25 protein-coding genes and 1 pseudogene are annotated in these 26,455 nt (G+C 45.7%); 14 read left to right on the top strand and 12 right to left on the bottom strand.

Annotated elements, in window-relative coordinates; all coding sequences use genetic code 11:
• Position 1: 1 nt before the first annotated feature.
• From BLV22_RS03760 to BLV22_RS03750, 3 genes are all read right to left on the bottom strand, one after another.
• A complete protein-coding gene (locus BLV22_RS03760) occupies positions 2-469 on the bottom strand; it encodes a hypothetical protein (protein ID WP_091611460.1) in 468 nt (155 codons plus the stop codon).
• 175 nt (positions 470-644) lie between these two features.
• A complete protein-coding gene (locus BLV22_RS03755; protein ID WP_091611458.1) occupies positions 645-1,145 on the bottom strand; it encodes a hypothetical protein in 501 nt (166 codons plus the stop codon).
• A gap of 205 nt (positions 1,146-1,350) precedes the next feature.
• Positions 1,351-1,626 (bottom strand): hypothetical protein, encoded by a 276-nt coding sequence (locus BLV22_RS03750; RefSeq protein ID WP_091611455.1) that lies wholly within the window; start codon positions 1,624-1,626, stop codon positions 1,351-1,353.
• Between the two features lie 1,021 nt (positions 1,627-2,647).
• On the opposite strand from BLV22_RS03750, the gene BLV22_RS03745 reads away from it, so the two are divergent.
• Together BLV22_RS03745 and BLV22_RS03740 are read left to right on the top strand one after the other, a co-directional pair.
• The gene (locus BLV22_RS03745; RefSeq protein WP_176967636.1) at positions 2,648-3,346 is read left to right on the top strand and encodes a Na-translocating system protein MpsC family protein; all 699 of its coding nucleotides are present in this window, start codon (positions 2,648-2,650) and stop codon (positions 3,344-3,346) included.
• Positions 3,347-3,651: 305 nt separating this feature from the next.
• Positions 3,652-3,867, top strand: a complete 216-nt coding sequence (locus BLV22_RS03740; RefSeq protein WP_091611450.1) for a hypothetical protein — start codon at positions 3,652-3,654, stop codon at positions 3,865-3,867.
• 161 nt (positions 3,868-4,028) lie between these two features.
• Here BLV22_RS03740 and BLV22_RS03735 read toward each other — a convergent pair whose 3' ends face one another.
• On the bottom strand, positions 4,029-5,003 hold the full coding sequence (locus BLV22_RS03735; protein WP_091611448.1) for an NAD(P)-dependent alcohol dehydrogenase: 975 nt from the start codon (positions 5,001-5,003) through the stop codon (positions 4,029-4,031).
• A gap of 536 nt (positions 5,004-5,539) precedes the next feature.
• On the opposite strand from BLV22_RS03735, the gene BLV22_RS03730 reads away from it, so the two are divergent.
• Positions 5,540-7,126 (top strand): L-lactate permease, encoded by a 1,587-nt coding sequence (locus BLV22_RS03730; protein ID WP_091611445.1) that lies wholly within the window; start codon positions 5,540-5,542, stop codon positions 7,124-7,126.
• 613 nt (positions 7,127-7,739) lie between these two features.
• Here BLV22_RS03730 and BLV22_RS15285 read toward each other — a convergent pair.
• On the bottom strand, positions 7,740-7,826 hold the full coding sequence (locus BLV22_RS15285; RefSeq protein ID WP_425433785.1) for a type II toxin-antitoxin system YoeB family toxin: 87 nt from the start codon (positions 7,824-7,826) through the stop codon (positions 7,740-7,742).
• Positions 7,827-8,300: 474 nt separating this feature from the next.
• The gene (locus BLV22_RS03720; protein WP_091611443.1) at positions 8,301-8,978 is read right to left on the bottom strand and encodes a DUF421 domain-containing protein; all 678 of its coding nucleotides are present in this window, start codon (positions 8,976-8,978) and stop codon (positions 8,301-8,303) included.
• Positions 8,979-9,595: 617 nt separating this feature from the next.
• Here BLV22_RS03720 and BLV22_RS03715 point away from each other — a divergent pair.
• The 5 genes from BLV22_RS03715 to BLV22_RS03695 are packed head-to-tail and all read left to right on the top strand — an operon-like array spanning position 9,596 to position 14,148.
• Complete coding sequence (locus BLV22_RS03715; protein ID WP_091611440.1) at positions 9,596-10,579, top strand: ABC transporter substrate-binding protein; 984 nt, start codon at positions 9,596-9,598, stop codon at positions 10,577-10,579.
• A 21-nt stretch (positions 10,580-10,600) separates the two neighbouring features.
• On the top strand, positions 10,601-11,614 hold the full coding sequence (locus BLV22_RS03710) for a FecCD family ABC transporter permease (protein WP_091611439.1): 1,014 nt from the start codon (positions 10,601-10,603) through the stop codon (positions 11,612-11,614).
• A complete protein-coding gene (locus tag BLV22_RS03705) occupies positions 11,611-12,648 on the top strand; it encodes a FecCD family ABC transporter permease (protein ID WP_091611436.1) in 1,038 nt (345 codons plus the stop codon). The genes BLV22_RS03710 and BLV22_RS03705 overlap by 4 nt, the downstream gene beginning before the upstream one ends.
• A gap of 14 nt (positions 12,649-12,662) precedes the next feature.
• A complete protein-coding gene (locus BLV22_RS03700) occupies positions 12,663-13,481 on the top strand; it encodes an ABC transporter ATP-binding protein (protein ID WP_091611434.1) in 819 nt (272 codons plus the stop codon).
• Positions 13,450-14,148, top strand: a complete 699-nt coding sequence (locus BLV22_RS03695) for an IucA/IucC family C-terminal-domain containing protein (RefSeq protein WP_091611432.1) — start codon at positions 13,450-13,452, stop codon at positions 14,146-14,148. The genes BLV22_RS03700 and BLV22_RS03695 overlap by 32 nt, the downstream gene beginning before the upstream one ends.
• Before the next feature lie 338 nt (positions 14,149-14,486).
• Here BLV22_RS03695 and BLV22_RS03690 read toward each other — a convergent pair.
• The 5 genes and pseudogenes from BLV22_RS03690 to BLV22_RS03675 all read right to left on the bottom strand — a co-directional run.
• Positions 14,487-14,921, bottom strand: a pseudogene (locus BLV22_RS03690) (TSUP family transporter); the annotation flags it as partial.
• 55 nt (positions 14,922-14,976) lie between these two features.
• Positions 14,977-15,084, bottom strand: coding sequence for a cytochrome bd oxidase small subunit CydS family protein (cydS, locus tag BLV22_RS15280; protein ID WP_425433779.1), 108 nt, complete (start codon positions 15,082-15,084; stop codon positions 14,977-14,979).
• Positions 15,085-15,087: 3 nt separating this feature from the next.
• Positions 15,088-16,104, bottom strand: coding sequence for a cytochrome d ubiquinol oxidase subunit II (locus tag BLV22_RS03685; RefSeq protein ID WP_091611427.1), 1,017 nt, complete (start codon positions 16,102-16,104; stop codon positions 15,088-15,090).
• Complete coding sequence (locus BLV22_RS03680) at positions 16,101-17,447, bottom strand: cytochrome ubiquinol oxidase subunit I (RefSeq protein WP_091611425.1); 1,347 nt, start codon at positions 17,445-17,447, stop codon at positions 16,101-16,103. Before BLV22_RS03680 ends, BLV22_RS03685 begins: the two co-directional genes overlap by 4 nt.
• 175 nt (positions 17,448-17,622) lie before the next feature.
• Positions 17,623-18,285 carry a peroxiredoxin gene (locus BLV22_RS03675; RefSeq protein ID WP_091611422.1) on the bottom strand — a complete coding sequence of 221 codons (663 nt, stop codon included), beginning with the start codon at positions 18,283-18,285 and terminating at the stop codon, positions 17,623-17,625.
• 358 nt (positions 18,286-18,643) lie between these two features.
• On the opposite strand from BLV22_RS03675, the gene BLV22_RS03670 reads away from it, so the two are divergent.
• From BLV22_RS03670 to BLV22_RS03650, 6 genes are all read left to right on the top strand, one after another.
• Positions 18,644-19,831, top strand: a complete 1,188-nt coding sequence (locus BLV22_RS03670) for an NAD(P)/FAD-dependent oxidoreductase (protein ID WP_091611420.1) — start codon at positions 18,644-18,646, stop codon at positions 19,829-19,831.
• A 181-nt stretch (positions 19,832-20,012) separates the two neighbouring features.
• A complete protein-coding gene (locus tag BLV22_RS03665) occupies positions 20,013-20,306 on the top strand; it encodes a hypothetical protein (protein WP_091611417.1) in 294 nt (97 codons plus the stop codon).
• A gap of 1,206 nt (positions 20,307-21,512) precedes the next feature.
• A complete protein-coding gene (locus tag BLV22_RS03660) occupies positions 21,513-22,268 on the top strand; it encodes a bacteriorhodopsin (protein ID WP_091611415.1) in 756 nt (251 codons plus the stop codon).
• Between the two features lie 278 nt (positions 22,269-22,546).
• A complete protein-coding gene (locus tag BLV22_RS15175) occupies positions 22,547-22,750 on the top strand; it encodes a hypothetical protein (protein ID WP_245724001.1) in 204 nt (67 codons plus the stop codon).
• Positions 22,751-22,765: 15 nt separating this feature from the next.
• Positions 22,766-23,227, top strand: coding sequence for an NAD(P)H-binding protein (locus BLV22_RS03655; RefSeq protein WP_245724000.1), 462 nt, complete (start codon positions 22,766-22,768; stop codon positions 23,225-23,227).
• A gap of 467 nt (positions 23,228-23,694) precedes the next feature.
• The gene (locus BLV22_RS03650) at positions 23,695-24,105 is read left to right on the top strand and encodes a hypothetical protein (protein WP_091611412.1); all 411 of its coding nucleotides are present in this window, start codon (positions 23,695-23,697) and stop codon (positions 24,103-24,105) included.
• A 747-nt stretch (positions 24,106-24,852) separates the two neighbouring features.
• Here BLV22_RS03650 and BLV22_RS03645 read toward each other — a convergent pair.
• Positions 24,853-26,013, bottom strand: coding sequence for an FAD-dependent oxidoreductase (locus tag BLV22_RS03645; RefSeq protein ID WP_176967635.1), 1,161 nt, complete (start codon positions 26,011-26,013; stop codon positions 24,853-24,855).
• Positions 26,014-26,455 lie beyond the last annotated feature (442 nt).

Genomic DNA, 26,455 nt, shown 5'->3' with positions numbered 1-26,455 from the left:
ATCAGGCCTCCTTATGAAGAAGGGCTTTCTGCCGGCGGGACAGCCAGGTCGATGGGATCTGGTGATGAGTGTCGATCAAGTGGGTTTTTTGCTGCAGACGATAGTATTGCCGGGACAAATGATAAACCCAATGTTCCACAGACCGGGCCGTGGGATTGGCCTCCGACAGCGGAGCAATCATGGAGGCGCTGTAAAAATAGCGTTTAATTGAGGATGCTGCATGCAACGCAGGCGCATCCACTGCCATGTAAGTGGCATGATTGAGAATGGCCGGCAACGGGTCGGCGACCCATAAGGTGTATTCCTGCCATTCATGGGGATGCCAGCTGTACATATAAAATGGAAGAAGCAGAGCCGCTGACTGGTGGGCATAGGCCAGTTGGACAAACCGTTCAATGCTTGCAGGCCGCTGGCCTTCGATGGCGTGAGTAATTTCGTTTAATACCACATAGTTCATGGTGCGTGACATTATAAACTCCTTTCGTTGCTGTCCCTGGTTCATACTCGAGGAAGTCTTCTTCGGGTCATTCATGAATTTAATAACGTACGTTGCTGGTTTGTTCATAAACATTTTTGCCGGCTGCGTCGGACGCAACGTCACATGGACGAAGCGGACAAGCACGTATGATTCGACCGGTCATGATTCATTCATATTTTTCCCTGCCGTAGTATCCATTGGACGCCTCCCTTTTCCAGGTTTTGGCGACCCATGCATTGGCGTGCCGGTCCCTGACACTGGGGCGGAGGTCCCCGGGACGAGTGCGCTGACGAAGCAGCTGGTATTGACGAAATATTCTACAGGCCCATGTTTTCATGTCTTCAGCGGTTTGCCGGTCTTCCGGCAGCGGCGTAATGGCAGCCGCACCGTAAAAATAGCGCTTGAGTTTTTTATCTGCGTGGAGCGCCGGGGCCCCAAGGGCGATATAAGCGGCATGGTTTAAGACGGCCGGCAGGGAATCTTCGGCGAACAGAGTGTATTCCTGCCATCCACGGGCATCGAAACAATACATGTAAAAAGGCAGCAGAACAGCGATCTCGTTGCTTCGATGGGCCGCTTCTATGAGGGATTCAGTATTGGCGGGCAGCCGACCGTTGGCGGCCTGCATCATTTCCATCGAAACGGTGTGCTTGAATGCTTCTCTCATGGTGATGCTCCTTTAATTTCTAGTATAAGGTTGGTCCAACAAGTAGGTCTTGGTGTGGCCGGGGCGTCGAAGCGGCCACCCGGACGAAAGCCATCCATTCTGATTTCATGACAGCGCTATCGTTTTTGATGCTGCCAGCGGGCAGGGTCCGCAATGATCGTCCAACAGAACAATCCGTATACTATGATAATCAGTACAGAACTCATCAGCGGAGACCTCCTTTGGTGGTGATGAACGCATAATGGGACGAAGCCACCCCTTGCCGGCAGTAGTTCTCCCACAAGGGAGACAGGGCTTCGGCCCCCGGAAGAAACTGAACGCAGGTGCCGGCCAGGGCAAAGGGGTACAAGGAATAAAACAAATGATCCGGTAGGGCATAGGAGGCCACGCATTGGCCTTCCGGATAATACGCGAGTTCGAGCGCTGTCCCTACAATGATGATATTTCCGTGAATCATATATCCGAAGGTACAAGTAGCCATGCACGAATACTCCTTTCTGAACGCAAAAAAGCCATTCCTTCCCCGTGCATGGGAAAGGAATGGCCCGAAAATAGCTCTCCGTCTCTTTTCTTAACCATAAGGTTATTCAATGGAACGTTGTAGAGGAACAATCTTTCTATGATGTTAGAGGCCCAAGGGAGCCATGAAACATCCAGCTGTTCGCTACGAGGTGATGGGAGGGAAAACAAGCGGCATCCGCGAGTCTGGTCACCACCTCGTAACATACAAGATACGAGTCAAATTAGGGAGAAACCACGCAAACAAAAGAAAAATGATAATAGATCTAGTGACTTGCGATTGATATGATTACCATTATAGTGGTATAAAAGGGATTTTCAACCATACTTAAGGCCTAAAATAATATCTGCGACTAAATATTCATAAAAAATATAGATTTTATTTGTAATGCAGACACAATTTTGAAAGGCAGTCATTTTGGGAGTAATACCTGTTCCAGGAGATTTTTCCGCACCTAAAAACCGGATTATTTATAAAAATTCAATCACAATATCAGGATTTTCATATTTCGTTTACGAACTTTCGACGAGGAGCCTGCATGTAAAAGAGATGGGAAAAGGGATGAGGGATTCTGGCTGATTTTTTCGTAGTATGGAGTGTGGATACCTGGGGAAGATTTGCCTGGAAAGCATAAAAGCGCTTCCCGCCGGCGTAGGAAGCGCTTTGTACTAGGTAGAAGCCACCATTCTTTGTGCCTTCCATCCTTCATGATACGCTGCTGAATGGAGGATTAATATAGAGTAATAGGCTGAAACATTTGGAAATTACCTGCTGGACATACGAATGTTGTTTTTTCTTCCCTGTAAAAGTCGGGCATTTCGCCGGCAAAACAAAGACGTTCTTTACCATAAAGAGTGAATTGTACTTACTGAGAATGGCCTGTAGGTCTCAATTTTCTGAAAATACGTATATACAAAGCTCCTTTGCTAGTATCATGACAAGTAAGAAAGAAAAACTCGATTCAGAACCAAAAGGAGCGTTTATGGAACAACAACAAACTGAAGCCCAGATGATTGCGGCGTATACCGGCAAAGCATTAAGGGATCATTTTGGCAAAGGACCGGTGAACGTGCATGTCTCTCTGAAGCGCCCGTTTGTCATCCTGTACGTGAAAGACTTTTTAATGCCGATGGAAACGATTTTGCTGAAGCAAAACGAAGAACAGCATATTGTGAAATCAAGGGCATGCATTATGGAGGAATTTTGTCCCGGGATTCAGCCGGATATCGAAGAGATGATTAATGGGTCGATTAAAGAATGGTATTTTGACTGGAATTTCGAAGCGCGCAGCGGCATGATCTGGGCTGTCCTGGATGAGGAGCCGGCAGCCACTTTTTCCTGGCCGGGTCAGCTTAGTCAGCGGACGTTCGAACGAAAAGTGGTCAACCTCAGCACGAAAGGACAAAAAGAGCCGGACTATACGAAAGCGTATTGGATCGATGAGCGGGCCATTGTGGTTTACCGCTCCGGGGTCTTTGTTGAAATTGAACAGGAACTCATTCGCGCCGGGTTCGAGGAACAGTTGAAAATTGCCAAACGGCCGATGGAACGGCGCCTGTTTAAAGAGGAGTACATGGAGCCGATTCTGCAGAAAAAAATTTCGGAGGTTTTCCTGGATTGGGATTTTGCAGGAGATAAAGGATACATGGTTCTGGCTCTGGAGCCCGGGAAAAAGAGATAGCTCCTTGGCCGGCTGTTGGCATGTTTCGGGACCCGGACACGGATGAAAAAATGCATAACAGGAACCGAAAAGGGGGCAAGTGTTTTCCTTTTCGGTTCTTTTTTTGTTTTATAGCAGGGGAATAAAGGAATATAATGGAAACAAACGTATTAGGCGGGGCGCCATGGTATTAAGCTGTTCTCTATGTGAAACAACAAAGGGTCGTTTCTTGAAAGGTTATGCATTTGATCCTGTTGGACTGTGCGCCCCAACCGCGAGCACTACTGCTTGTCTGCGATTTTACATATCCTGAAAGGAGAGAGGGAATGTTTAAAATTATAGTAACGTTAACTAACGGTCGTGAAATGTCGTACAAAGTATCAGAAGAAGAGGAAGCCCTGGAAACGTATTTCGATATCCAAAAGGCTATGACAGCAGTGATTAATGAGCGTGACCATGAGGTATTGGCGTTAGGAGATTCATTACTCATCCGCCCGGATGCTATTATAGGCTGCGAGCTCAAGGGACCACGAACCGAATGATCATATCCAGCCAGACACAAAAAGGAGAAAACACCAGCGCATGATATGCCGCAGATTTATAAATGAATCAGCAAAGTAACTTTTCAACACGAAAAGAAGAAGGGAGAGTCAACGAAGTTCTCTATGATAGGCGAACTGCTTCTAATGATGTTTGTGGGCATTTAAAAGGCAGGAGAGGGGATCAACGTGATGACGACGCTTCCATGTTTATGGCCGGTTTCCACGTAACTGTGAGCCGCAGCAACTTGATCCAGGGAATAACGTCTGTCTATGACGGAGTGGATTTTTCCTGATTCAATTAACTCCTTAAGGAACAGCAGATCTTCTTTCCGCATCGATGCCAAGCCGCCTTTCAGCTTTTTACTGCCGATCAGGGACGTCACCATCATCTGAGCAAACTGAGGAACTCCTGCAACGGCTGTCACATATATCCCGTTGGTGCTTAAAAGGTTTTTGCATGTCGAGAAGGAGGTCTTGCCCACCGTGTCAAAAATAAGATCGTACGTCTGACCGGATGCCGTAAAATCCTCCTGGGTATAATCGATCACCTGATCCGCCCCCAACGATGTTACAAGCGCTACGTGATTGGTGCTGCAGACGCCAGTAACATCTGTCCCGAAGGCTTTGGCCAACTGGACGGCATAGGTGCCGAGCGCTCCTGAAGCGCCGTATATAAGCACTTTTTGGCCTTCTTTAATACGTCCTTGATCCCGCAGAAAAAATAAAGAGGTAGTAGCACCGAAAGGCACAGAAGCCGCTTCCTCAAATGTCATGTTACCGGGTTTAGCGACGATGGCTCCCTTTTCTTTCACACACACATATTCGGCATTGGCGCCCAACTTCACGCCTGTACCGCAAAAGACTGCCTCTCCCTTTTGAAACGACGTTACATCTTTTCCGGTCGCTTCCACCTCACCAGAAAACTCCGAGCCCAATATTCCGGTTTTTGGTTTTTTCAGGCCATAGAAGAACCTGACAGGAAACGGATCCGCTTTCCGCACCTTGCAGTCTCCGGAAGTCACTGTGGCTGCATGTACTTTCACCAGTACTTCATCATCCTTGGGAACGAGCTGTTCTACTTCTGTAACCTCCATAACCTCCGGGGGACCGTACGTTTTATGCACGCTGGCTTTCATAGAGAAAAACTCCCTTCTTCGCTTTTTCGTGACCGTGAACAAATTGTTCCGATTTAAATTTTAGAATTTTCTGACTTATACAGATATAACACTATACTTATATGTTATTTTTAGCAAATTTTACTAACGTTTGGCTTCAAAAAACATTATTACCGGTCTGGACGATGGAATAGAAGAGGGGGTCATGTTTTTTCTTTTTTACCCATAACATTACATGAATGGGACATGTTTATAAAACTAATATGTGGGAGCTGCTTATTACTTGAATGCTTAGAGATCACTATGTGAACTGGTTCCTTGCATTCTTCCGTTTGACCGCTTTTGATTAAGTATAAAGACGTCAGGATAATTATTTCATTCCAATTTTCTATCGATATGGTCATTAGATGAAAGATATAAATTCATTCACAAAACATGTTGCAAATATACATGTAAGCGGTTACTATATGGAATATGGTCATCTGATGACCATATTACTTCATCCCTGATGAACGGTAATAGCTGAAGCATCAAGATATCAAAAAGGAGGAAAATAAATGTTAATGATAGTAGCCTTAAGCGCTGTGATTGTCCCATTTCTGTTGTTGGTCCTGCTGCGAATGCCAGCGATTAAAGGGATGTCCATCAGTGCCGTAATTGTAATTCTATTAGGATTCACCGTATGGGGGATGGAAAGCCAGGTGATTGCTTCATCGATCCTGCAGGGAGTACATAAAACGTTGACTATTTTACTGATATTGTTTGGGGCTCTTGTTCTCTTGAATACCCTCCGTAACACGGGGGCGGTGAATCGCATTAATCAGGGATTCCAAAGTATTTCCCAGGATATGAGGGTCCAGGTGATCTTTGTTGCCTTTTTATTTGGTTCTTTAATCGAAGGGGCGGCAGGATTTGGCACCCCGGCTATGGTGACGGCGCCGTTAATGCTTGCGCTGGGGTTCAAGCCGATGGCAGCAGTAGCGACGGCCCTCATTGCTGACAGTACCGCCGTCGCCTTTGGAGCGGTGGGAACGCCCGTTTTGGTCGGGTTAAGCACCTTGCCCGAAGCGGATGCCGCTTTTTATCAGGATGTTGGTTTTACGGTAACTCTCATTGATTTATTCGCGGGCACGTTTATTCCTTTTATTTTGATGCTTGTTCTGACATTATTTTTTGGTAAAGGAAAGGGAATCAAAGACGCAGTGGTGATGCTGCCCTGGACACTACTTATTGGCATCACTTATAACGGATCCGCATTAGTATACGCATATTTGTTTGGCCCGGAATTTGTAGCAATTCTTGGTTCATTAACGGGACTGGTGGTGGCCGCGGTTACTGCTAAAAAGGGGTGGCTGCTGCCAAATTCCACATGGACCGATGCTATGCAGGAGGATTTCGAGGTAAGTCGCGAACGAGCCGAGATGGGATTGATCAGGGCATGGTTTCCGTACATCATTGTGGTTATTTTATTGCTTCTCACTCGTATTGTTCCTTGGTTTCAGGAATTCACTCAGACCGCCATTGATTTAACCTGGACGAATATTTTAGGGGTGGAAGGGGTTACATCCGAGTGGGAGTTGCTTTATTCCCCCGGCACAGTCCTTACGATCGCGGCCATCTTGGCAGTCGTTGTTCAACGAAAATCGCTGGGTCACTTTGGGCGGGCGGCGACGCAGTCGTTGTCGACGATTAAAATTACCTCTTTGACCCTGGCGGCAACGCTTGCCATGGTTCATGTGTTCAGTAATTCCGGGATGAATGGGAGCGATTTGATGAGCATGCCGGAGTACATCGCGGAGGGGATGGCAGCCGCCTTCGGTCCGATGTGGATATTTGCAGCCCCGTTTCTTGGGGAACTGGGCTCTTTTATTACTGGAAGCGCTACCGTTTCCACACTTACCTTCTCCCCGATTCAGTACAATATCGCAGAAGCTACAGGCGCGAATGTCTACGTGGTGCTTGCCGCGCAGCTGGTGGGAGCTGGCGCAGGAAACATGATCTGTGTGCATAACGTAGTCGCTGCCAGCGCTGTCGTAGGCATGCAGGGAGAAGAAGGAAATGTCATCCGAAAAACCTTAGGACCGGCGCTCCTTTACGGGGTCCTGGTCGGTATTAGCGGATTCATTTTTATGGGTATTTTATAAAACAAGAAAATCATTTATGTTTCATGCTTAGTAAAGAACCCGACTTTTCCATGAAGGATAGCTTTTTAATTAAATGTTATGTCAGAGAGTAGACTGTGAACTCTGAAGCACACTGTGTTATTGTCGTCTCTGCTGATAACCGCTTATGTTAAATTGAGGATCTTCAATCACATAAAGATTGTTAAACGTTTGTTAAGATTAATCGGCGAGGGTCGTGACACGCCTGCCTGCATGATAAGGTAGTTTCGGGAGCGATATCCCTCCCCGTTACTCCCCTTGAGTAATGATACCCCGTTGGAAAGCCGGCCGAGATGGCTGGCTTTCTTTCGTGGGGAATAAAATATAAGAGCAAAAGGTTGGCAGCCTGTTTAACTACGTTTTCACAGATGAAAACTCCCGCTCCATCGTAACTTCAGAAGAAATACTTGGGAGACAGCACCCATGGGATCTCCCCGACCATGAGGCATGACTGACTCAAGGCTTGCTTGTTGGAACGGCGGGAACCGGGGGGAGAAGGATGAACCTTTTGTTCACTGTATGGACAGCTCTGGACGTGATTGAACTAATAATGATACCGGGAGGTAATAGTACTAATTTGCTGCTCAACTGCTGTCTACACCAATTGATGTTCGATATCGATGCGGTGACTGTAAAAGCCGCCTGAATTTCTTTTTAATTTCTCTGGTTTCCCAGTACTAATAATTTTGAAGCGGATTATGGGTAAATAAGAAATTAAATTTACTCTCTATAAGAAAAGGGCCAGTTGATACAGAAACAAAAAAACAGCAGCCATTTGATGGTTGATTAAATATTGGTATCTTCTTAAATAGCAAAACGACTCATAAGTTACTCACGTGTAATCATTATTCCAGGCTATTTCCAATATATTGACCTTACTTCCGATAAGGGCGGTTATGTCAATGCGTTTATAACAGCTGGTAGACCATAGTGATTTTATGGAAACGTCTAATGGAATAAAGCAAACGGCCATACATTCACGAATGTATGGCCGTTTGCTTCGTTACGATATACCAGGTTTGTCGTTGACTGTATGTATCGCTTTCCTCATGAGCGCTCATGAGGAACACGTGTAGCATGAAAGAGCAAAGCTTATGATCCTCGCTCCTGGTCGACGTATTTCTGTTTTAGCTCCGGTGAAACATGGAATGGATAATTACTTCTGTTGTTTTGTTTGAACAAAAAAGCCGTCTTGGCTCGTCCATTCCGCAAAATAAAGATCGGTCAACTGGTAGCCGAGGTGATGCAATTCTTCCTTTAGGCGGGGCGCGTCCCACCCCGATGCCTGAAGATTAGATAGATGCATGGCTCCATTTTCCACGAGCAAAAAAGAGGGTTCATTTCGTACAGGTGCCCCTGGATCATCGTTCATGGAGGCAGGGGCTGCTCCGGCTTTTTCCAAGACACTGAGCGTTCCGCTGGTTTCCAGGGTCGCATATTCGACATCACGAAAAGAAAAAATCCCCTGGGTGCGCAACAGCATGCGCAGCTGTTCCAGTTCCAGTTTATTTTTCTTGAGATTGTGGTGGTAGACCTGACCGTCCTGCATCAGCACGGTGTTTGCTCCTTTAATAAACCAGCGGAATCCATCGTACTTTTGCGTTAACGTTTCTAGCACATAGATCACGAAGCCCCAAAGGACGAAGGTAAATACCATATGGAACCATTGGATATCGGTGTTGTATAATCCCTGTTCGACGATGCCTCCGAGTACTAAGACGTAGACGAAATCTAACGGGGTGACTTGAGCGAGCTGCTTTTTCCCCAACAGTCGAGTAATGACAATGATCCCGATCAGCCCAATGCCAATAGAGATAATAATAGACATAAACATCACGCGTCGTTCCTTTCTATAACCTCATAATGAGCCTGCCGGAACGTGAAAATACCCATACGACGATCACACCCCCTAACACAAACATCGATGAAAGGCTTATAGGGGATGTGGCACGTAGGCTTTGATATTGATACATAGTTCACACGAAGAAGGCTGCCCCATCTTGTCATTTTTCAAAGATAATGGCAAATTTTTCACTCATCATGAGAGAGGTCAAGCTAGGTAGGTATGGGTGTGAAATTCCCTCCTTTTGATAGTCGCCTCTGCTGATAATTGCGATTATGTATAAGGCTAGGAGAATAATGAATGCTTAGAGGAGTATATGCACCCAGGCATCTTTAAATAAAAGAGGATGTGTAGGAGCGTCGATCATCGAACGTCTAACAAGTATTTTGCTTTTAAAAGGGTTCAAGGTGCTTCATTTTGTTTCATACTTTTAGATCAGTGCAACAATTTCAGCGTACGTTAGAATGCGGGATTTTTAGCGTGATTGGAACAATAGAAATTTCTTTTTATCATTTATTCTCGAAAAAAACCTTGAAAAAGGTAAATATCAATCATACAATAATAGATAATGATAATCATTATCAATTACATGCAGGGGGTTAGAGGAAATGAAGAAAAAAGCAGGTATTTCTACCGTTTTTCTTGCGTCGATGCTGTTAACAGCATGCGGTACAGGGGGAGAATCAAGCAGCAGTGGGGAAGAAGGAAACGGAGGCAGCTCATCAAAAGAGGAAAGCGAAGAAACAAGAACAGTGGACCATGAGATGGGGACCACAGAAATCGAAGGAACACCGGAGAAAGTAGTCACGCTCTATCAGGGAGCCAATGATACAGCAGCAGCGTTAGACGTTGAGCCCGTAGGAATTGTTGAATCGTGGACGCAGCAGCCGATTTACAAATACTTACGCGATGATCTTGAAGGAACCGAAACGGTTGGGGAGGAAATTCAGCCGAACCTGGAAAAAATAGCAGAGATGGATCCGGACGTAATTATTGCGAATAAATCCAGACATGAAGACATATATGATGATCTTTCCGCCATTGCGCCAACAGTTACTACAGATCAGGTTTACGAGTGGAAGGATACACTCGAGCTGACAGGAGAAGTTTTAAACAAGGAACAAGAAGCCGACGAACTGCTCAGTGACTACGAGGCGCGAACCGAACATTTCCAAGAAGAAATGGGGGATGAGCTGCCGATCGAAGTAGCCATTACGAACTTCCGCGCGGATCATGCCCGGATTTTTTATATGGGATTTGCCGGAAGTATTTTACAGGACACTGGATTTGACCGTCCGGAAGGCCACGAGGACACAGACGAATGGGGCATCAAATTATCCTCTAAAGAAAGCATTCCTGAGGCGGATGCGGAAATGATATTCAACTTTAATTCCGGGACAGAAACGGAACAAATTGAAGAAACCTACGAGGAATGGACTTCCCATCCGCTTTGGCAGGAGCTTGAAGCGGTCGAAAATGACGAAGTTCATATGGTGGAAGAAGAAACATGGAATGCCGGCGGCGGTATTATGGCGGCGAATTTAATGCTTGATGACCTTTATGAGACGTTTGATATTGAAGAAGAAAAATAGGACCTGGAAGAGTGGACGATTATGAAGAATCGAATGGCTCCGAAAAGGAGGAGGGTCCTCACTCTCTTCCTGATCTTTTTCTTGTTTCTCCTTTCCTTTGCCTCCAGTCTTTTATTTGGCCAGACGCCCATTACGGCTGGTGAGGTGTGGAAATCTTTTTCGGCATTTAATGATGAAGCAACCAGCCATATTGTGGTGCAATCAGACCGTCTGCCGCGTGCTGTCATAGCGACAGTGGTAGGGGCCAGTCTTGCGGTGGCGGGTACGCTGATGCAGGCACTGACGAAAAATCCAATGGCATCCCCAAGCATTTTTGGGATCAACCAGGGGGCTATCTTTTTTGTTGTCATCGGTGTAGTGTATTTATCTTTATCATCGCTTGTCTCTTTAATGGGCATGGCCTTTCTCGGAGCAGCGCTGGCTGCGGCTGTAGTTTATGTTCTCGGTTCGCTTGGCCGGGACGGGCTGACTCCAGTGAAAATCGTGCTCGCCGGTGCGGCAATAAGCGCATTATTTCAATCATATACACAGGGAATTCTGGTGCTCGATGAGGCAGGGCTGCAGGACGTCATGTTCTGGCTCGCCGGGTCGGTAAGCGGAAGGACGCTCGATATGCTGCTTCCGGTGCTGCCGTTTATGGTGATAGCCATGATAACGGCGCTGCTGCTCGGAAGGGCGATCAATTTATTTATTACCGGCGATGACATTGCCAAAGGGATGGGGCAGAAAACGCTTCTCCTGAAAGCAGTCATCGGCGTAATTGTGGTGCTGCTGGCAGGGAGTTCTGTCGCTGTGGTAGGCGCGGTAGGGTTTATTGGGTTAGTAATTCCGCATGTTGCGAGATTTTTTGTTGGCCACGATTATCGCTGGGTCCTGCCCTTTTCAGCGCTGCTGGGGGCAGTGCTGCTCGTCTCGGCTGACGTGCTTGCCCGGTTGATAATTATGCCGCAGGAAGTACCGATTGGTGTCATGACAGCACTTGTGGGCGGCCCATTCTTTATATATATCGCAAGAAGAGGGGTGTCGAATTTATGAAACGGCATACGACATGGCGCACCCGCTTCTTTTCGGTACAAATGGATATGAGAGCGATACGGAGGATGGGCCTGCTTGTACTGGCGGTACTGGCCGCCTGTTTGCTCGGTCCCTCGTTAGGAAATACGATGTTAAGCCCTGTTACAGTCGTGGAAACGATGATGGGCAGTGGCAGCGGTGCAAATGAATTTATCGTCAATAACTCACGGGTCCCTCGCACGCTGGTAGCTCTTCTGACGGGCGGAGCTCTTGGTGTCTCAGGTCTCCTGCTGCAGGGAGTGGTCCGCAATCCGCTGGCTGCTCCCGACATTGTCGGAGTTACTGGTGGAGCCTCCGTAGCTGCCGTCGCGTTTATGACGTTTGGTGCCGGGGCGGTCAGCATTCAATGGATCCCACTCGCTGCCATTAGCGGGGCGCTCCTCGTATCCACGCTGATTTACGCGCTGGCCTGGAAAAAAGGAGTGTCTCCTATCCGACTGATTTTGATAGGAATTGGCATTTCAGCGATCATGAGTGCGGCAGTGACATTCATGATTATTGTAAGCTCCGCTGTTACTGCGACAGATGCCTATGTCTGGTTAACGGGCAGTATTTACGGAGCGTCATGGAGTGATATTTTTACGATCGCTCCCGTCATCGCCCTGGGCCTGCCACTCGCGGTGGTTTTCTCCAGCAGCCTGAATGCCCAGCAGCTTGGCGATGACACCTCCGCTGGCTTGGGAGTAAGGATTCAGGTGGATAGGATAGTAGTCGTCTTCCTGAGCGTTGTTTTAGCCGGTACGGCAGTAGCGGTAGCAGGAGCCATTGGCTTTATTGGATTGATTGCCCCTCACATTGCAAGGGCTCTTATCGGACGCTCCTACGGGGCACTGGTCCCGGCTTCTGCATGCACCGGGGCAATCCTGCTTTTTGCTGCTGATCTCATTGCCCGCACGATTTTTTATCCCGTGGATGTGCCGGCCGGGGTATTTACAGCCGCCATTGGTGCTCCTTTCTTTCTGTATTTGTTGTTTCGAAACCGCAACCACTTTTAAGGAGGCGAAATCAGATGAGTGTCGAAGCGAAGAACCTAACCTTTTCCTACGAAAAAGAAACCGTGCTCCGTGATTTGTCGATCCGAGTACCGGAAGGAGAAATCACCGTATTTATTGGCGCGAACGGCTGCGGTAAATCCACCCTTTTAAGGACAATGGCAAGACTGATCCAGCCTGAAAAGGGCGCTGTTCTGCTAAGTGGGAAGAGTATTTCTGAATTAAAAACGAAAGAAATAGCCAAACAGTTGTCGATCCTGCCGCAGGGACCTACCGCACCGGAGGGACTTACGGTGGAACAACTGGTAAAACAGGGGCGGTATCCACACCAATCCTGGTTAAAGCAATGGTCGCCCGAAGACGAAACAATGGTGGAAAACGCGATGGAGGCAGCGGCAGTGACGTCTTTTCGCAATACCCCCGTTGATGATTTATCCGGCGGCCAGCGCCAGCGTGCCTGGATAGCAATGACCTTAGCGCAGGGAGCAGACACCCTGCTGCTTGATGAACCAACCACTTATCTTGATATGGCCCATCAGATCGATGTTCTTGATCTATTGCATGAGTTGAACGAACAGGAAGGAAGTACAATTGTAATGGTGCTGCACGATATTAATCTGGCTTGCCGGTACGCCGACCACCTTGTAGCCATGCAGGGGAAGTCCGTGTTTGCTCAGGGTCGTCCCGAGGATATTGTCACCAATGACATGGTCAAACAAGTATTTCACATGAATTGTCACATAGCTGCCGATCCAATATTTGATACCCCGATGGTGATTCCATACGGAAAAGGGAGGAAGCCGTATGGGGCCATCGCCGCTGCCGAAGCAGAATGACATCATTTACGGAACGGAATTGATGAAAGAGGAGAGTGCCCAGCCGTACCTGGAGAACGTAACAGCCGCGATCAATGCTCCGTCAAAGATGGTGGCGGCTTCCCAGTTTTCGAAAAGGTACGCCCGGTTTGTCACGGAGCCAGCCTTTACAGCACTGACAATGGACGAAAAGATGCTGGATTTATCCCCGGAAAACACCGTCCTCTATACGGATTTTTCCCAAGATAGCTGGAAACCCGAATTTCATCTGCTAGAGTCCACGGGCCAAAAGAAAAGCACTTATCAGGAAAAGCGTGCGATACTAACAGAGCAGGTCTTCGCCGGGCACCTGACGCCGGTCTGGAAGCTCTTTTCCCATATTTCCCATCTGCCGATGCCGATTTTGTGGGAAAATACTGCTGTCCGGGTGTTTTCCCTGTATGAGAAAAAAATTCGAAACTCCGCCTCTTTCGCTGAGATTGAGCGGCTGGAGCAGGACCTGTATTATCTCGTTTACGAAGCGCCGGGAGAATTGTTCGGAGAACGGAATAACCCCTTTCGCCTCTTTCATCAAAAGCTCCAGAAAACTCAAGAAGGCGAGTGGATCCGGGAGCGCAGGACGTGCTGTTTTAACTATGCGGTCAATGACTGCGGCAACTACTGCGCTGCCTGTCCGAAAAAACCATAAGAGCGCATGCAGGCATCCCGTAAATATTCCGGGATGCTTTTATTTTTGTGTGCATAAATTTGAACCCCGCCGCACCAATACTACGACTACTTGATTCATTTAAAGATACCCAGCAAAAAAGACCATGAGCAGCATCTCGCAATAAAGGTTACATATGACATTCTTATAAAGGACGCGCAATTAAACCAGTAGATTAATAGTGCTTCTCGAAAAAAGCAAGTAAAGATAACAATCAAATAATTTTCAAAGAAAAATTCAAAAAAACAATCGCTCAGAAAAAATATTGCGCCTGCTTATAATGCTTAGTAACTTCCGATAAGGGCCGTTATATAAATAGATCAACATACTGTGAAAACTACGACAAACGCACTGTTGGCAGCCATCCAACGGGAAAACGATACGGATTCCTGTGCTTCCCACTGCATGGATTGTTGCGGAAGCACCATCATGATGACAGCAATAGTCGCCAGCAAGGCATAGGTGATGTTAATCATGTCTTCGGAAAATGCCCCGGAAAACAGGACGCCAAGTAAACTGCCAATGATGATACTGGTGCCCATGTATCCGATCAGGGGGGCATGCAGGTACGAGCCATTCCGATAGCCCCATAAACCCCCAATGGTCGCAAACAACACCTGCACCGTAATCACCCCGCACAAGTCATGGGCGGTAAACGGGCCAACGCCGAGCAGCGCCGGCATATATAAGAGCAAAGGGTAATTGATAATGGAACCGCCGACGCCCACCAGACCGGAAATGTAGGAGCCCACCGCTCCTAATACAAATACCCGTTAACAAAAACGAGACGGACATGCTTTCGCCTTCTTTTTATTCCTTCTCTTCCGATGCAGGCCGACGGCCAAACCAGGCAAACACACCTAGAACGGCGGCAGCCAAAATCAAATGGGGAGCAATCATAACTAGAAAAAATTCCATAGGTTACTTCCTTTCTCCTCGAATGTAGGCGGCATCAAATAAAAATAACCGCATGAGCAAATACAGCGATGGAATGAGTAATAAGAAGCCGGCAATAAACGCGGCGATCAGCGACCAGGCCATGGTCTGGTTAACGAAACCATCATAAATGGTCAACTCATCATACAAAAGCCATGGCAGATGCGAGGCGCCGTATCCGAACCACGCACTGAAAAATTGCAGCATGACGAACACAAAAGCTGTTCCTAATCGCTTGCCCCGGTAGCTGAGATAGACGACCAAGGCGAAAAACAGGAAGGAAAGCCCAAATATCCACCAGATATCCAGCATACTGGAAAAGTGTTCCGGATTGTGCTGACGAATGCCGATAAAGACTAGGCCACTGGCAAGGATCGTCGGTAGGGACCAGAGCAGTGTATACCGGCGAAATAACTGGTACGAGTTATCATCGCCCGCTTTGTGGGCGTAGTACTGCAGAAAGGCAGAAGAGATAAACAGCACGCTGATGATCGCCAGAATCACGACACTCCAGGCATACAGACTGGTAAACAATTCGCCGTATAACAGGCGAACCTGCCCGTTGGAAACATCTACGTAACCGCCTTCGGAAATGGTGAGGGCAATGGTCAGCGAAGCTGGGATTAAAAGACCCGTCGCCCCGTACAAAAACGAATAGATGCGGCTGTCTTTGGCTCCGTACGTATTAAAGGCGTAATACGACCCGCGAATCGCAATCAGCACGATCGATATACTGACCGGGACCAGTAAGGCGGTGCCAAAATAGTAGGCGGTCGACGGAAAAAAACCAACGATGCCGACAAAGAAAAACACGAAAAAGACATTGGTGACTTCCCATACGGGAGACAAATAGCGCTGGATGAGCGAATTGACCTGATGGTCCTTCCGGGAAATCTTATTAAAAAAGTGAAAAAAACCGGCGCCAAAATCAATCGAACTGACGATCATGTAGCCGTACAAAAACAGCCAAAGAACGCCCATGCCCAGGATTTCCAGGTTCATGTGTCATCCCCCCTGTCCCCGTACCGCTGCTCGAGTTCATGAGCGGCTGGATTTTCTTTAAACATCCGGCGGAGTACCACAGTAGCGGTCACACCCAGGGCAATATACAGGGCAATGAACAGGTAAAGCATAATATCCACATGGTCGGCCGTGGTCGCCCCTTCCGGTGTACGCATGATCTGGTACAAAATCCAGGGCTGACGTCCCACCTCGGCGAATACCCACCCGAATTCAATGGCTAAAATGCCTAACGGGCCGCCGGCGACGATGCCGCGCATCAGCCATTTATTGTACTGCCAGGCCGGCTTTACCCGTCGAATGAGTAAATACATAAAAGAAATCGCCAGCAAATAGATGCCGATGCCCACCATGCCGTCGAATAAGTAATGAATATATAATGGTGGGGTGTCGGATTCCGGGAATTCATTTAATCCAATTACTTCTTCGTTGGGGTTGCTATGGGCGAGAATACTAAGGGCATAGGGAATTTCCAGCGCCCCGTTGACCTCCTGGTTGTCTGTCAAAAATCCACCGACAATCAGTGGCGCCTGCTCCTCCGTTTCAAAGTGCCATTCGGCAGCGGCTAACTTCTCCGGCTGATATTCCGCCAGGTATTTGCCGGACAAGTCACCGATAGCGGCCGTAGCTGCTGCGAACACGAAAGCGGAAACCATGGTCAGGTGGAGGGCTTTTTTATGATAAGCATGGCGGTTGCCCCGAATCATTTTGGTGGCCGCAATTGCCCCCAGCACAAAAGCGGATGCCAGATAACAGGTGATGATCACATGAGCCGTTTTCGTCGGGGTGGCCGGGTTGAACATCGCTACCAGTGGATTAATATCGGTGATCACCCCGTTCACCAGTTCAAAACCCTGTGGCTGATTCATAAAAGAATTCACGGTGGTAATAAAGAAAGCCGATAACGAGGCGCCAATCACCACAGGGATGACGAGTAAAAAATGCCGCCAGCCCGATTTAAACCGGTCCCATGTATATAAATAAATGCCTAAAAATATAGCCTCAAAGAAAAAGGCGAAGGTTTCTAAGAATAACGGCAAAGAAATTGTCTGGCCTGCTAGCTCCATAAAATTGGGCCAAAGAAGACTCAACTGTAAACCAATCGATGTCCCGGTTACCACCCCGACCGCAACGGTTATCACAAACCCCCGGGCCCACCTCCGGGCAAGCAGGGTATAGTGCGGATCCCGTTTCCGGAGACCGGTCCACTCGGCGAGGGCAATCATTAATGGTACTCCAACACCAATGGTGGCGAAAATAATATGAAAGCCCAGTGTTAACCCTGTCAAAATACGGCTGTAGGTGGCCGGATCGTAATCAATCATTGTATCCCCCCTGAAGATCAGCTATGAAAATAGCCGTCCAATTAATGAAAGTAAAAATAACGAAGCAGCGATAAAGGCTACAATGGCCAGTTTTTTTTCCTGGTTGTCTCCCATGTTGAGGGCCTCCTTGAAACGAGGAAAAGCCCCCCGGCTGACATCTCCGGGAGCCTCTTCCTTATTTAATGTCTTTTTGGCAGTAGTACCAATCCACGCAGTCGTATTCATCGCTGTTCATCCGTTCCTGCGCTTCCTCTTTAGTCTTTGGTGGGCTCACGATGGCTTTGTCTCCGGAGTTCCAGTTTGCCGGAGTGGAAACGCCATGCTCATCCGTGGTGCGCAGGGCTTCGACGAGGCGGACAATTTCTTCCATATTCCGTCCGGTGGAGAGAGGATAGTAAATCACGGCCCGGATTTTTTGGTTGTCATCAATGACAAAGACCGCCCGGGACGTTTCCGTACCCGTGGATTCCGGCATGACCATGCCATACTGGGTAGCGACCTTCTGATCCAGATCCGCAATGATTGGAAATTCAATCGTGGTCTGGAAATTTTCTTCGATGTTGCGGACCCAGGCGATGTGCGAACTTACGCTGTCAATGCTTAGCCCCAGCAATTCCGTATTCATTTCTTTCAGTCGGCCATACACATCCTGGAAAGCAACAAATTCCGAGGTGCACACCGGAGTAAAGTCCGCCGGATGAGAAAAGAGCACGAGCCACTGCCCGGAATAATCGTTCAGCGAAATATTTCCGTGCGTCGTTACCGCATCGAAAACAGGTGCCTGCTCTCCGATACGCGGAAGGCTCTGGGCTTGTGTTAGTTGTTCTTGTTGTTCCATGATTTGATCTTCTCCTTTTTTACAAGTAATTAATAATGGTTTATACAAAGGCTATATTTAATATATATCACATCAAAAGCATCAATTTTTGCGTTCAAAAGAATTGTCATTGAATGTTAACATTACGGGTATGGGTATATAACCATATAGATAAGAATACTGAGGATTTATAAATGCTGCTATGATGATGGGTTAGAAACATTGTCATATAAGGAATAATAGAATTTATCTAACTATTGAATTCATAATTAAAAAGCGGTACCAATTTAGGGTTGTTCTATATACACCATGGGGTATAATAAATGTAAGGGATATATGTACCTTATCCTTACATGTATTTTTAAAGGAGGACGTATCTATGGAACAATTTCATCAAGTCGTCATTGTTGGGGGAGGAACAGCGGGTATAACGGTCGCTGCCCAGTTAAAAAGACAGGCGAAAGGCATTGATGTAGCGATTGTTGATCCGGCTGACAAGCACTATTATCAGCCGTTATGGACATTGGTTGGGGCAGGAATTTTTGATAAAAGCAAGTCGGAACGGAGCGAAGCATCGCTTATTCCTAAAGGAGTCACCTGGTATCAGCAACGGACGGAAAGCTTTCAACCAGAAGAAAATACGATTCAGCTGGAGGACGGCTCTATCATGCATTATAAGTACCTGGTAGTATGCCCGGGAATACAGCTTGATTGGGATAAAATTGAGGGATTGGAAGAAAACCTGGGGAAAAATGGGGTCTGCAGCAACTATTCGTACGAGCACGTCCAGTACACCTGGGAATGTATTCGTGATTTTCGAGGTGGGAACGCCGTCTTCTCCTATCCACAATCGGCCGTTAAATGCGGTGGTGCCCCTCAAAAAATCATGTATCTGGCAGAAGAAGCTTTTCGCAAGCAGGGGGTACGGGACCTTACCAATGTGTCATTTTATTCAGCGAACCCGGGCATATTCTCGGTTGAAAAGTATACAAAGGTATTGAATCAAATCATCGAAGATCGAGACATTCATACTCATTTCCAAAAAAACTTGGTTGATATCGATGGAGAAAATCGAAAAGCCACTTTTCAGGATATCAATACCAAAGAAAAAGAAACGGTCTCTTATGACATGCTGCATGCGGTGCCCTACATGAGTTCTCCGGATTTTGTCGCCAACAGTCCATTGGCAGATGACAATGGATGGGTGGACGTGAATGCGTATACGCTTCGTCATAATACCTACGCGAATGTCTTCAGCCTGGGCGATGTGTGCAGTGCACCTACGTCTAAGACCGGAGCCGCGGTTCGGAAACAGGCGCCGACGGTGGTGGGTAACATGCTTGCACTAATGGACAACAAGCAGCCATGGAAACAATATGACGGGTATACATCGTGTCCGGTTGTGACCGGTTATTCATCGTTAATCATGGCGGAATTCAAATATGGAAATGTTCCATCGGAAACCTTCCCGATCGATCAGAGCAAGGAACGGTATTCGATGTTCCTAATGAAAAAATACGGTTTGCCTGCGATGTACTGGCATGGGATGATGAAAGGTCTAGTGTAATTCTTTAAACATTTATTTCAAGTAGCGATGAAGTTGGCCAATTAATATATCACATTAATGGTTAACTTCATTTCTTTTTTTAAAAGTGCATAGCATGAAGAAAATCGAATAAAAACTTTCTTTTTTCCAAGCTTTTACTTCCGACGTGTAGTTAAGTTTAAATACTATCAAGGAGGGAAATATGCTAATTAGGGAATATGTATGCGTAACCACGGTTGCTGCCCGACTTCCATATATAGCGGAGGAAGTTTATCAGGCTTGGTATGTGTTACATGCGATGGAGTATCAGATATGGAAAGAATGGCGGAGGTCCTGGAACCAACAAGACTCTCCAACCGAAGAGGAATCTCTACGTCAAGCCGTTTTTGATGTAAGTGGTCGTCAAGGTTTGTCAGTGCCTGTGATTCAGGAAATAGTTAGTTATACAGAAAAACAAGTCTGGTTGGCGATGATGAATGGACTAAAAAATAAATGAGCGAGTTTTAAAAATTTCATTCACCATACTACATTACTATTATTATTTCACTTTCAAGAAATTCCCCATAATTTCTATGTTTCATAGCTCGTAAAGCAGTCGACTTGCTCATGAAGGTCGGCTGCTTTATTAAAATACGTATCGAAAAGTACACTATAACTGCAGAAAAATACTGTTTTATAGTAGTCTCTGCTGATAATCGCGATTATGTAAATCGAAAAGTGGATAATAAATTAAGTAGAAGTCCTAAAAAACGTTATGTTGTGGCATGAACGTTTCAGTTAGTGTAAAAGCGGGAGTGAATACCTCTTTGCTCAACGATTAATGCAAATAATATTCAATGATAATCTTATCTTAAGAAAAATAGACCTGTAGGAACGACAAAAGACAGCCCCCGGAGCTGTCTTTTCATCGTACTCTCGTTATAGAGTCCCTTTCGTTCACTAGGTGAACTACTTCATCATACATTAATTATTTACTACATTAAAAATGAAAAGGCTTAAATAAGGTCAAGACATGGGCCGATCATGAACGAAGTGGGTATTGATTGCAATAAATCCATCCACTCCTTCTTATGATTGCACATCATCGGTAACATGAAAAGACAGATGAAAAATAGGAAAGAACATCAAGGGTTTCATCATACTCGCCGTGATACGTAAGGATGATTTCATCTTTCAACTGAACCATATAAATGGCCAGTATGTTCTTGAGTCTAATGTTTTCTTAAAATTCTGTTTTTATTGTATAATTAAATCACATAAACGAATGGAAATAAATAGAAAATGATATATGGGCGCTCATATTTCATGATGAAAAAATGAACGGAAAGGGAGGTGAATGCTCATGGTTTAAATAGTATATTTGGTCCTCGTATGCTTTTACTACTCCTGATATTTTAGAGTCATTTATTAGGGCTTGCGGAGGACTTATTGTTCGTTACAAAAAAAGAAGTCTCCCAGACACGAGGTTATCGAATCAAAATTGTTAATCGTTGATAAAACAATTTGATTTTTCATGTAGTCATCTGCACTTTATTATGTGATTTTGTTCACGTATTCATTATTTTTTCATACACGATCCTCAGGAAGAACATTATTTTCTTTCCTCATTATTGAAGGAAGTTATGTATTTTTATTCTCTTCGTACTCCGTTTTCTGGTCTTTCACTGGATGATTTTAGAGTTTGACCAAGGAGGGAAGTATAATGGAAGAAGTAAATCTTTTAGTTCTTGCCACACAGTATATGTTCTGGGTTGGTTTCGTTGGGATGGCTGCTGCTACTCTGTTCTTTTTAGTCGAAAGAAGCAGCCTTAATCCTGAATATCGTTCGACGGCAACTGTCGCTGGCCTTGTGACGTTTGTAGCAGCCGTGCATTATTACTTTATGAAAGATGCGGTGGGGACCTCCGGACTCGTTTCAGAAATAGAAGCGTTCCCGACGGAAATACGTTATGTCGATTGGCTTATTACAACTCCGTTATTATTAATTAAGTTCCCACTCCTACTTGGCTTAAAAGGAAAAGTGGGAAACCTTCTTTTGGTAAAACTCCTGATTGCAGACGTTATTATGATCGTATCCGGCTACATTGGTGAAACATCCATTAATGCAGCTGGAGGATTCACTCAGCTGGGGTTATGGAGCTTTGTCATTGGAACGGCAGCTTGGTTTTATATCATTTATCTTTTGTATACGAGTGTTACGGCAGCAGCCAAAAAGAAACCAGCACCGATTAAAAAAGCCCTGATGAATATGCGGCTTTTCATTTTAATCGGGTGGGCTATTTATCCCATCGGATACGCTGTAACATTACTGTATTCAGGAATTGAAGTACAATTGACCCGAGAGCTCATTTATAACTTCGCCGACTTAACGAATAAAGTTGGTTTCGGGCTTATTGCCTTCTTTGCTGTCAAAACAATGTCCAGTCTTGCGAACAAACAGGAAACAAAAAACGACTGAGCTGTTTTGTATTGGCACCGCTACTAATCATGGTTCTCAGAGGCTTGTCTGATCGTAACATTTAAAAAGCCCGCACCTGTGCTGTGCCGGATGTGGGCTGGTTATACTTAATTCCTTTCCTGATTGAGGACGCCAGTAGGTGAATATATATCCTCGGAGTAAAAATGCCACTCGAGAGTGGGGAATGAGAAAAAAAAAGCCTGGAGGCATAGACCATGCTTTCTTGTTTGCAGACTGTTGAAATTCACCATTAGGGTTTCCAAAGAGGAGTGAGACAGATGATTGATTTTTTGATTATTGGTGGCGGTATTGTTGGTATGGCACTTGCGCATGAACTTTCCCCATTACCGGGGACGAGCGGTGGTTCTGGAAAAAGGACGTACGAGCGGCGCAGAACAGTTGTGACAGTGTTTTGCCTAAAGGGGTGGGGAGTGGTCATGAAGGTTTTAGTTACAGGTTTTACAGGAAAGGTTGGATTTTAAGCTGCTCAAAAGCTGATGGCCAATAATATTCCTTTTGTGGGTGCTGTGCGGAATCCCGAAAAAGCCAAAGCGGAATTTGGGGATGGTTATGAATTTGTAACGCTTGATTTTTCCAAGCCTGATACATTTGATGAAGCTCTTGGGCAGGTGGATCGTATATTTTTAATGTATCCCCCGGGAAATAATCTGCAATTCGGCAGCTTTTTAGAACAGGCTAAAAAGCATGGCATTCAGCATATTTCTTATTTATCGTTAAAGGATGTGCAGTTTATGCCATTTATTCATCACTATAAAATGGAGAAAAAAAAATCAGGCATTCCCTATACATTTGTGCGTGCGGGTTATTTTATGCAGAACTTGAACGATTTTTTGTGGAAAGAAATTAAAGAAAGACGTCGTATTTTTGTGCCGGCCGGCAAAGGGAAAACGAGCATTATACGAGAAGATATATATGTATATAATCATATGCTAATATAAATTCTTTTATAGTACAAGAAAAAGAATAGGGGAGGAAGAAATGGTTGGCATTGATCAATCGACGAATATCTCGGGCGCTTGGTTTCTCCTACAGGCAAAGGTGCTTCCCCTGCGTTTTTAAAGTGTTTGTAAAGATCTTTGCGTTCTCATAGCCAATAGCGCCAACGCGTGATAGGTTAAGCGTGGGAGTTATACGTCTCCCCCCGATTATTCCCTTAATCGTTATACACTTGCCATGCTAACCAGCCGTCATGGTTGGTATTTTTGTTTCTTTCCAAAATTTCATGCACCGTATATAAAGTAACAAATATCATCACCCCCTTTATGACTTTAATAAGGTTCTAATAAATCCTAAAGAACGCGGGCATTTCTCTAGGGTTGATTGAACAGTAATCCCACTTTTCGAGATATTCTTTTCCTTTTCTTAGATGGTATTATGAAGAAAAAAATAGAAGGGCAGGAGCCTAATGAATGAAAATTTATGGTTTCTCGTGGAACTGTTCTCGTTTTTGTTTTTGTTTGCGGGCGGCATGGCCTTAACGATGACTCTAACGCGTCGTTGGTATGTGAAGCGCAATGGGCAGGATCGTTTGCAAAATTATGCGAATGAGGCCCATCGAAAAGTATCACTGGGGTTTGTTGTCGTGGCCGTTGTTGTTTTAATTCCCAGCATAAACTTGGATATGACGCCATCGCGCCACTGGAGCTTCCTTTTTATTGTTTTTCCCTTTTGTTTGCTTTACTTAGGTATTGGTACATATCTATGGAAAAACGAGAGCAGTAATAAAGATGATTATCGGTATGATTGGTGGATTTTAGGAGGAATTCTAGTGTGGTATATGCTTATTATGAGTGGTATGCAATGGCTTGGGGTTTAACAGACCTGAGGGAAGCCGGTAGCTGAACGAAAGACAGGAGTCCATAGAGAGAAGCAGGTGATACATATGAAACGAGTTATGCTTTCCTTGAGTGCCGGTGTGTTGAGCATCGCTGTTTATGGATTGTTGGCAGGGTTACTACCTCTATCAAGCAGTTGGATAACAGCCGTAGGGTGTGGGTTCGGATCGAGTATTGGGAGCTATTTCATTTTGCAAAAAAACAGGGATTAATATTCGATTCGAGCAAAGAAGTCTACTTTTTCACGAGGGAGGCTTCTTTCTTTAATACCATATCAAAAAGTACACCTTTTGAGAGACTTCATCTGACTTTTGAAACCAACCTAGTAGAATAAAGAACGTTTTGGTCCACTCATATCTCCTGAACATCAAGAGCACGAAAGCCGTTGTTCCAATTCCGTCCAAAAAGGCTTGCTGGAAGGAACTAGAAAGCTTTCATCGTTCATAAAAAACTAAAAGTTAAGCGTTTACGGAGGCCAACTCTTAGTCTTTTAATCATGTTTTCTATTATTGTGGAGGAAATGACTCGATTAACGCAAAAGCAATCCTTCATTCGGTTTCGCTTTATAAACAGGAGATACGTCGTCCGGTTCGCCTAGTGCATAAAGCAATTTGACATACACTTTTCCTTTAATACTTTCATGCCCGGCTCGACTTTCGGTATCGTCGCATGGATCATAAGAGACTCTTCAAAAAACAAGAAACCATCTGACAGTATGTTGTATATTACTATTCAGGAAGCTTCGTTCTATTCAGATTAATGAATCGGCGGATTGGAGGAGTGAAAACTAACCGCATACCGATCTCCCGGATCCAAAGGGTCACATGATTTTCTGGCGCAAACCATTTCGCAAACCGCCTGCCGGATTGTTGGATGTCAGCAATGGCAGGCTGCATCAGGCGCTCATAATGCTGCAGGGCAGCGGAAAGATCCGTATCTTTTTCAATTTCGCGGGAAAGGACCCAGGCCCCGGCCATCGCCATGGAAGCTCCTTGTCCTGCGATCAAGGAGACTGCCTGGCAAGCATCGCCTATCAGGGTCACGCGTCCTTTTGTCCATTCAGGCATCTGAACCTGAGAAACTTCGTCAAAGTATAGATCCGACGCTTTTTCGACCGAATCGAGCAGTTCGGGTATAATCCATCCCAGATCACCATAATGGGACCGAAGATCCCGGGCAATCGCTTCTCTGGTAATCGGCTTTTCCAGTTTAGGTGATTTATATAAGAAAAAAGTGGCCAGTCTCCCCCCACTGATAGGATAGACCGTAACCTGCCGATTGGGACGTATCAACATATTAAAAGAATGATGGTATTTCTTTTCCATTTGTTTCGCGTCCAAAATAAAGGCAGCGGTGTTATAACCAAGGAAATGGAGAGGAGATGGATCGTTTCCAAAAATTAATGAACGAACCTTGGAATGAATACCGTCGGCTCCTACCAGCAGATCACAGGGGAGAGAGGACCCGTCGGAAATGGTGACATCTACCTCTTCGGAACGCTGTGTAATAGATTGAACCGTGGTTCCGAAGCGAAAATCAACCTGCGCTTTGATACGATTATATAAAAGGCGTTCTAACTCTCCCCGCATGAAATTGTAGTGCTTATTCTGAACCATATTTCGCAGGGACTGGTAGGGAATGGATGATTTCTCCTTCCCATCCGGGTTCAGAAACTTCAATGATTCGATTGGATAATGAATCTTCTCCAGCTCCTGCAGCAGCCCCATTTTTTCAGCTGCCGCGTATCCCGGACCGAAAAAATCGATCATATAGCCTTCTGTGCGAAGCTTTGACGCTTTCTCCAAGATAGTTACGCTGTGTCCCGAGCGAAGCAGGCAATCGGCTAGTGTTAAGCCGGCGATACCGCCGCCAACAATTAAAACCTTCATTCTGTTCCTCCTTTCATACATTCAAATGCGAGCGGGTCCGAGTCGATTACGCGCGAAACAATGTCGAATACGATCGAAAACTGGTCTTTTGCAGGCGATCCCCGCACGCAGCGGTCACCTAATCACTGCCAGCTCTCGTTGTTTATATATTCCCGAAATCATACTACGTACATCTTAATGTTTATATTAGACGAGCTTATTTTACTACGAAATAAAAAAGTTCTTATGATAAAAAGGAGATTTATCGATAATCAGAGTAATCTGCGTGACTTCCTGAACCTGTGTTGGAATAACGATCAAAATGGAAATGAGCAGGGCGAAAAAGCTGGAAGTTGGAAACGCGAACCAAAAGGTGAATGCCGCAACACAAAAGGAGCTGTCGATTAAAAAATACCGGGCTTTTACTTGAAGATCTTTTTCAAACCGGAAGCAGAGAACACCT

Origin of the sequence: Marinococcus luteus (assembly GCF_900106595.1) — a bacterium.
Classification (GTDB): Bacteria; Bacillota; Bacilli; order Bacillales; family Marinococcaceae; genus Marinococcus; species Marinococcus luteus.
This window is presented reverse-complemented; position numbering and strand designations above follow the sequence as displayed.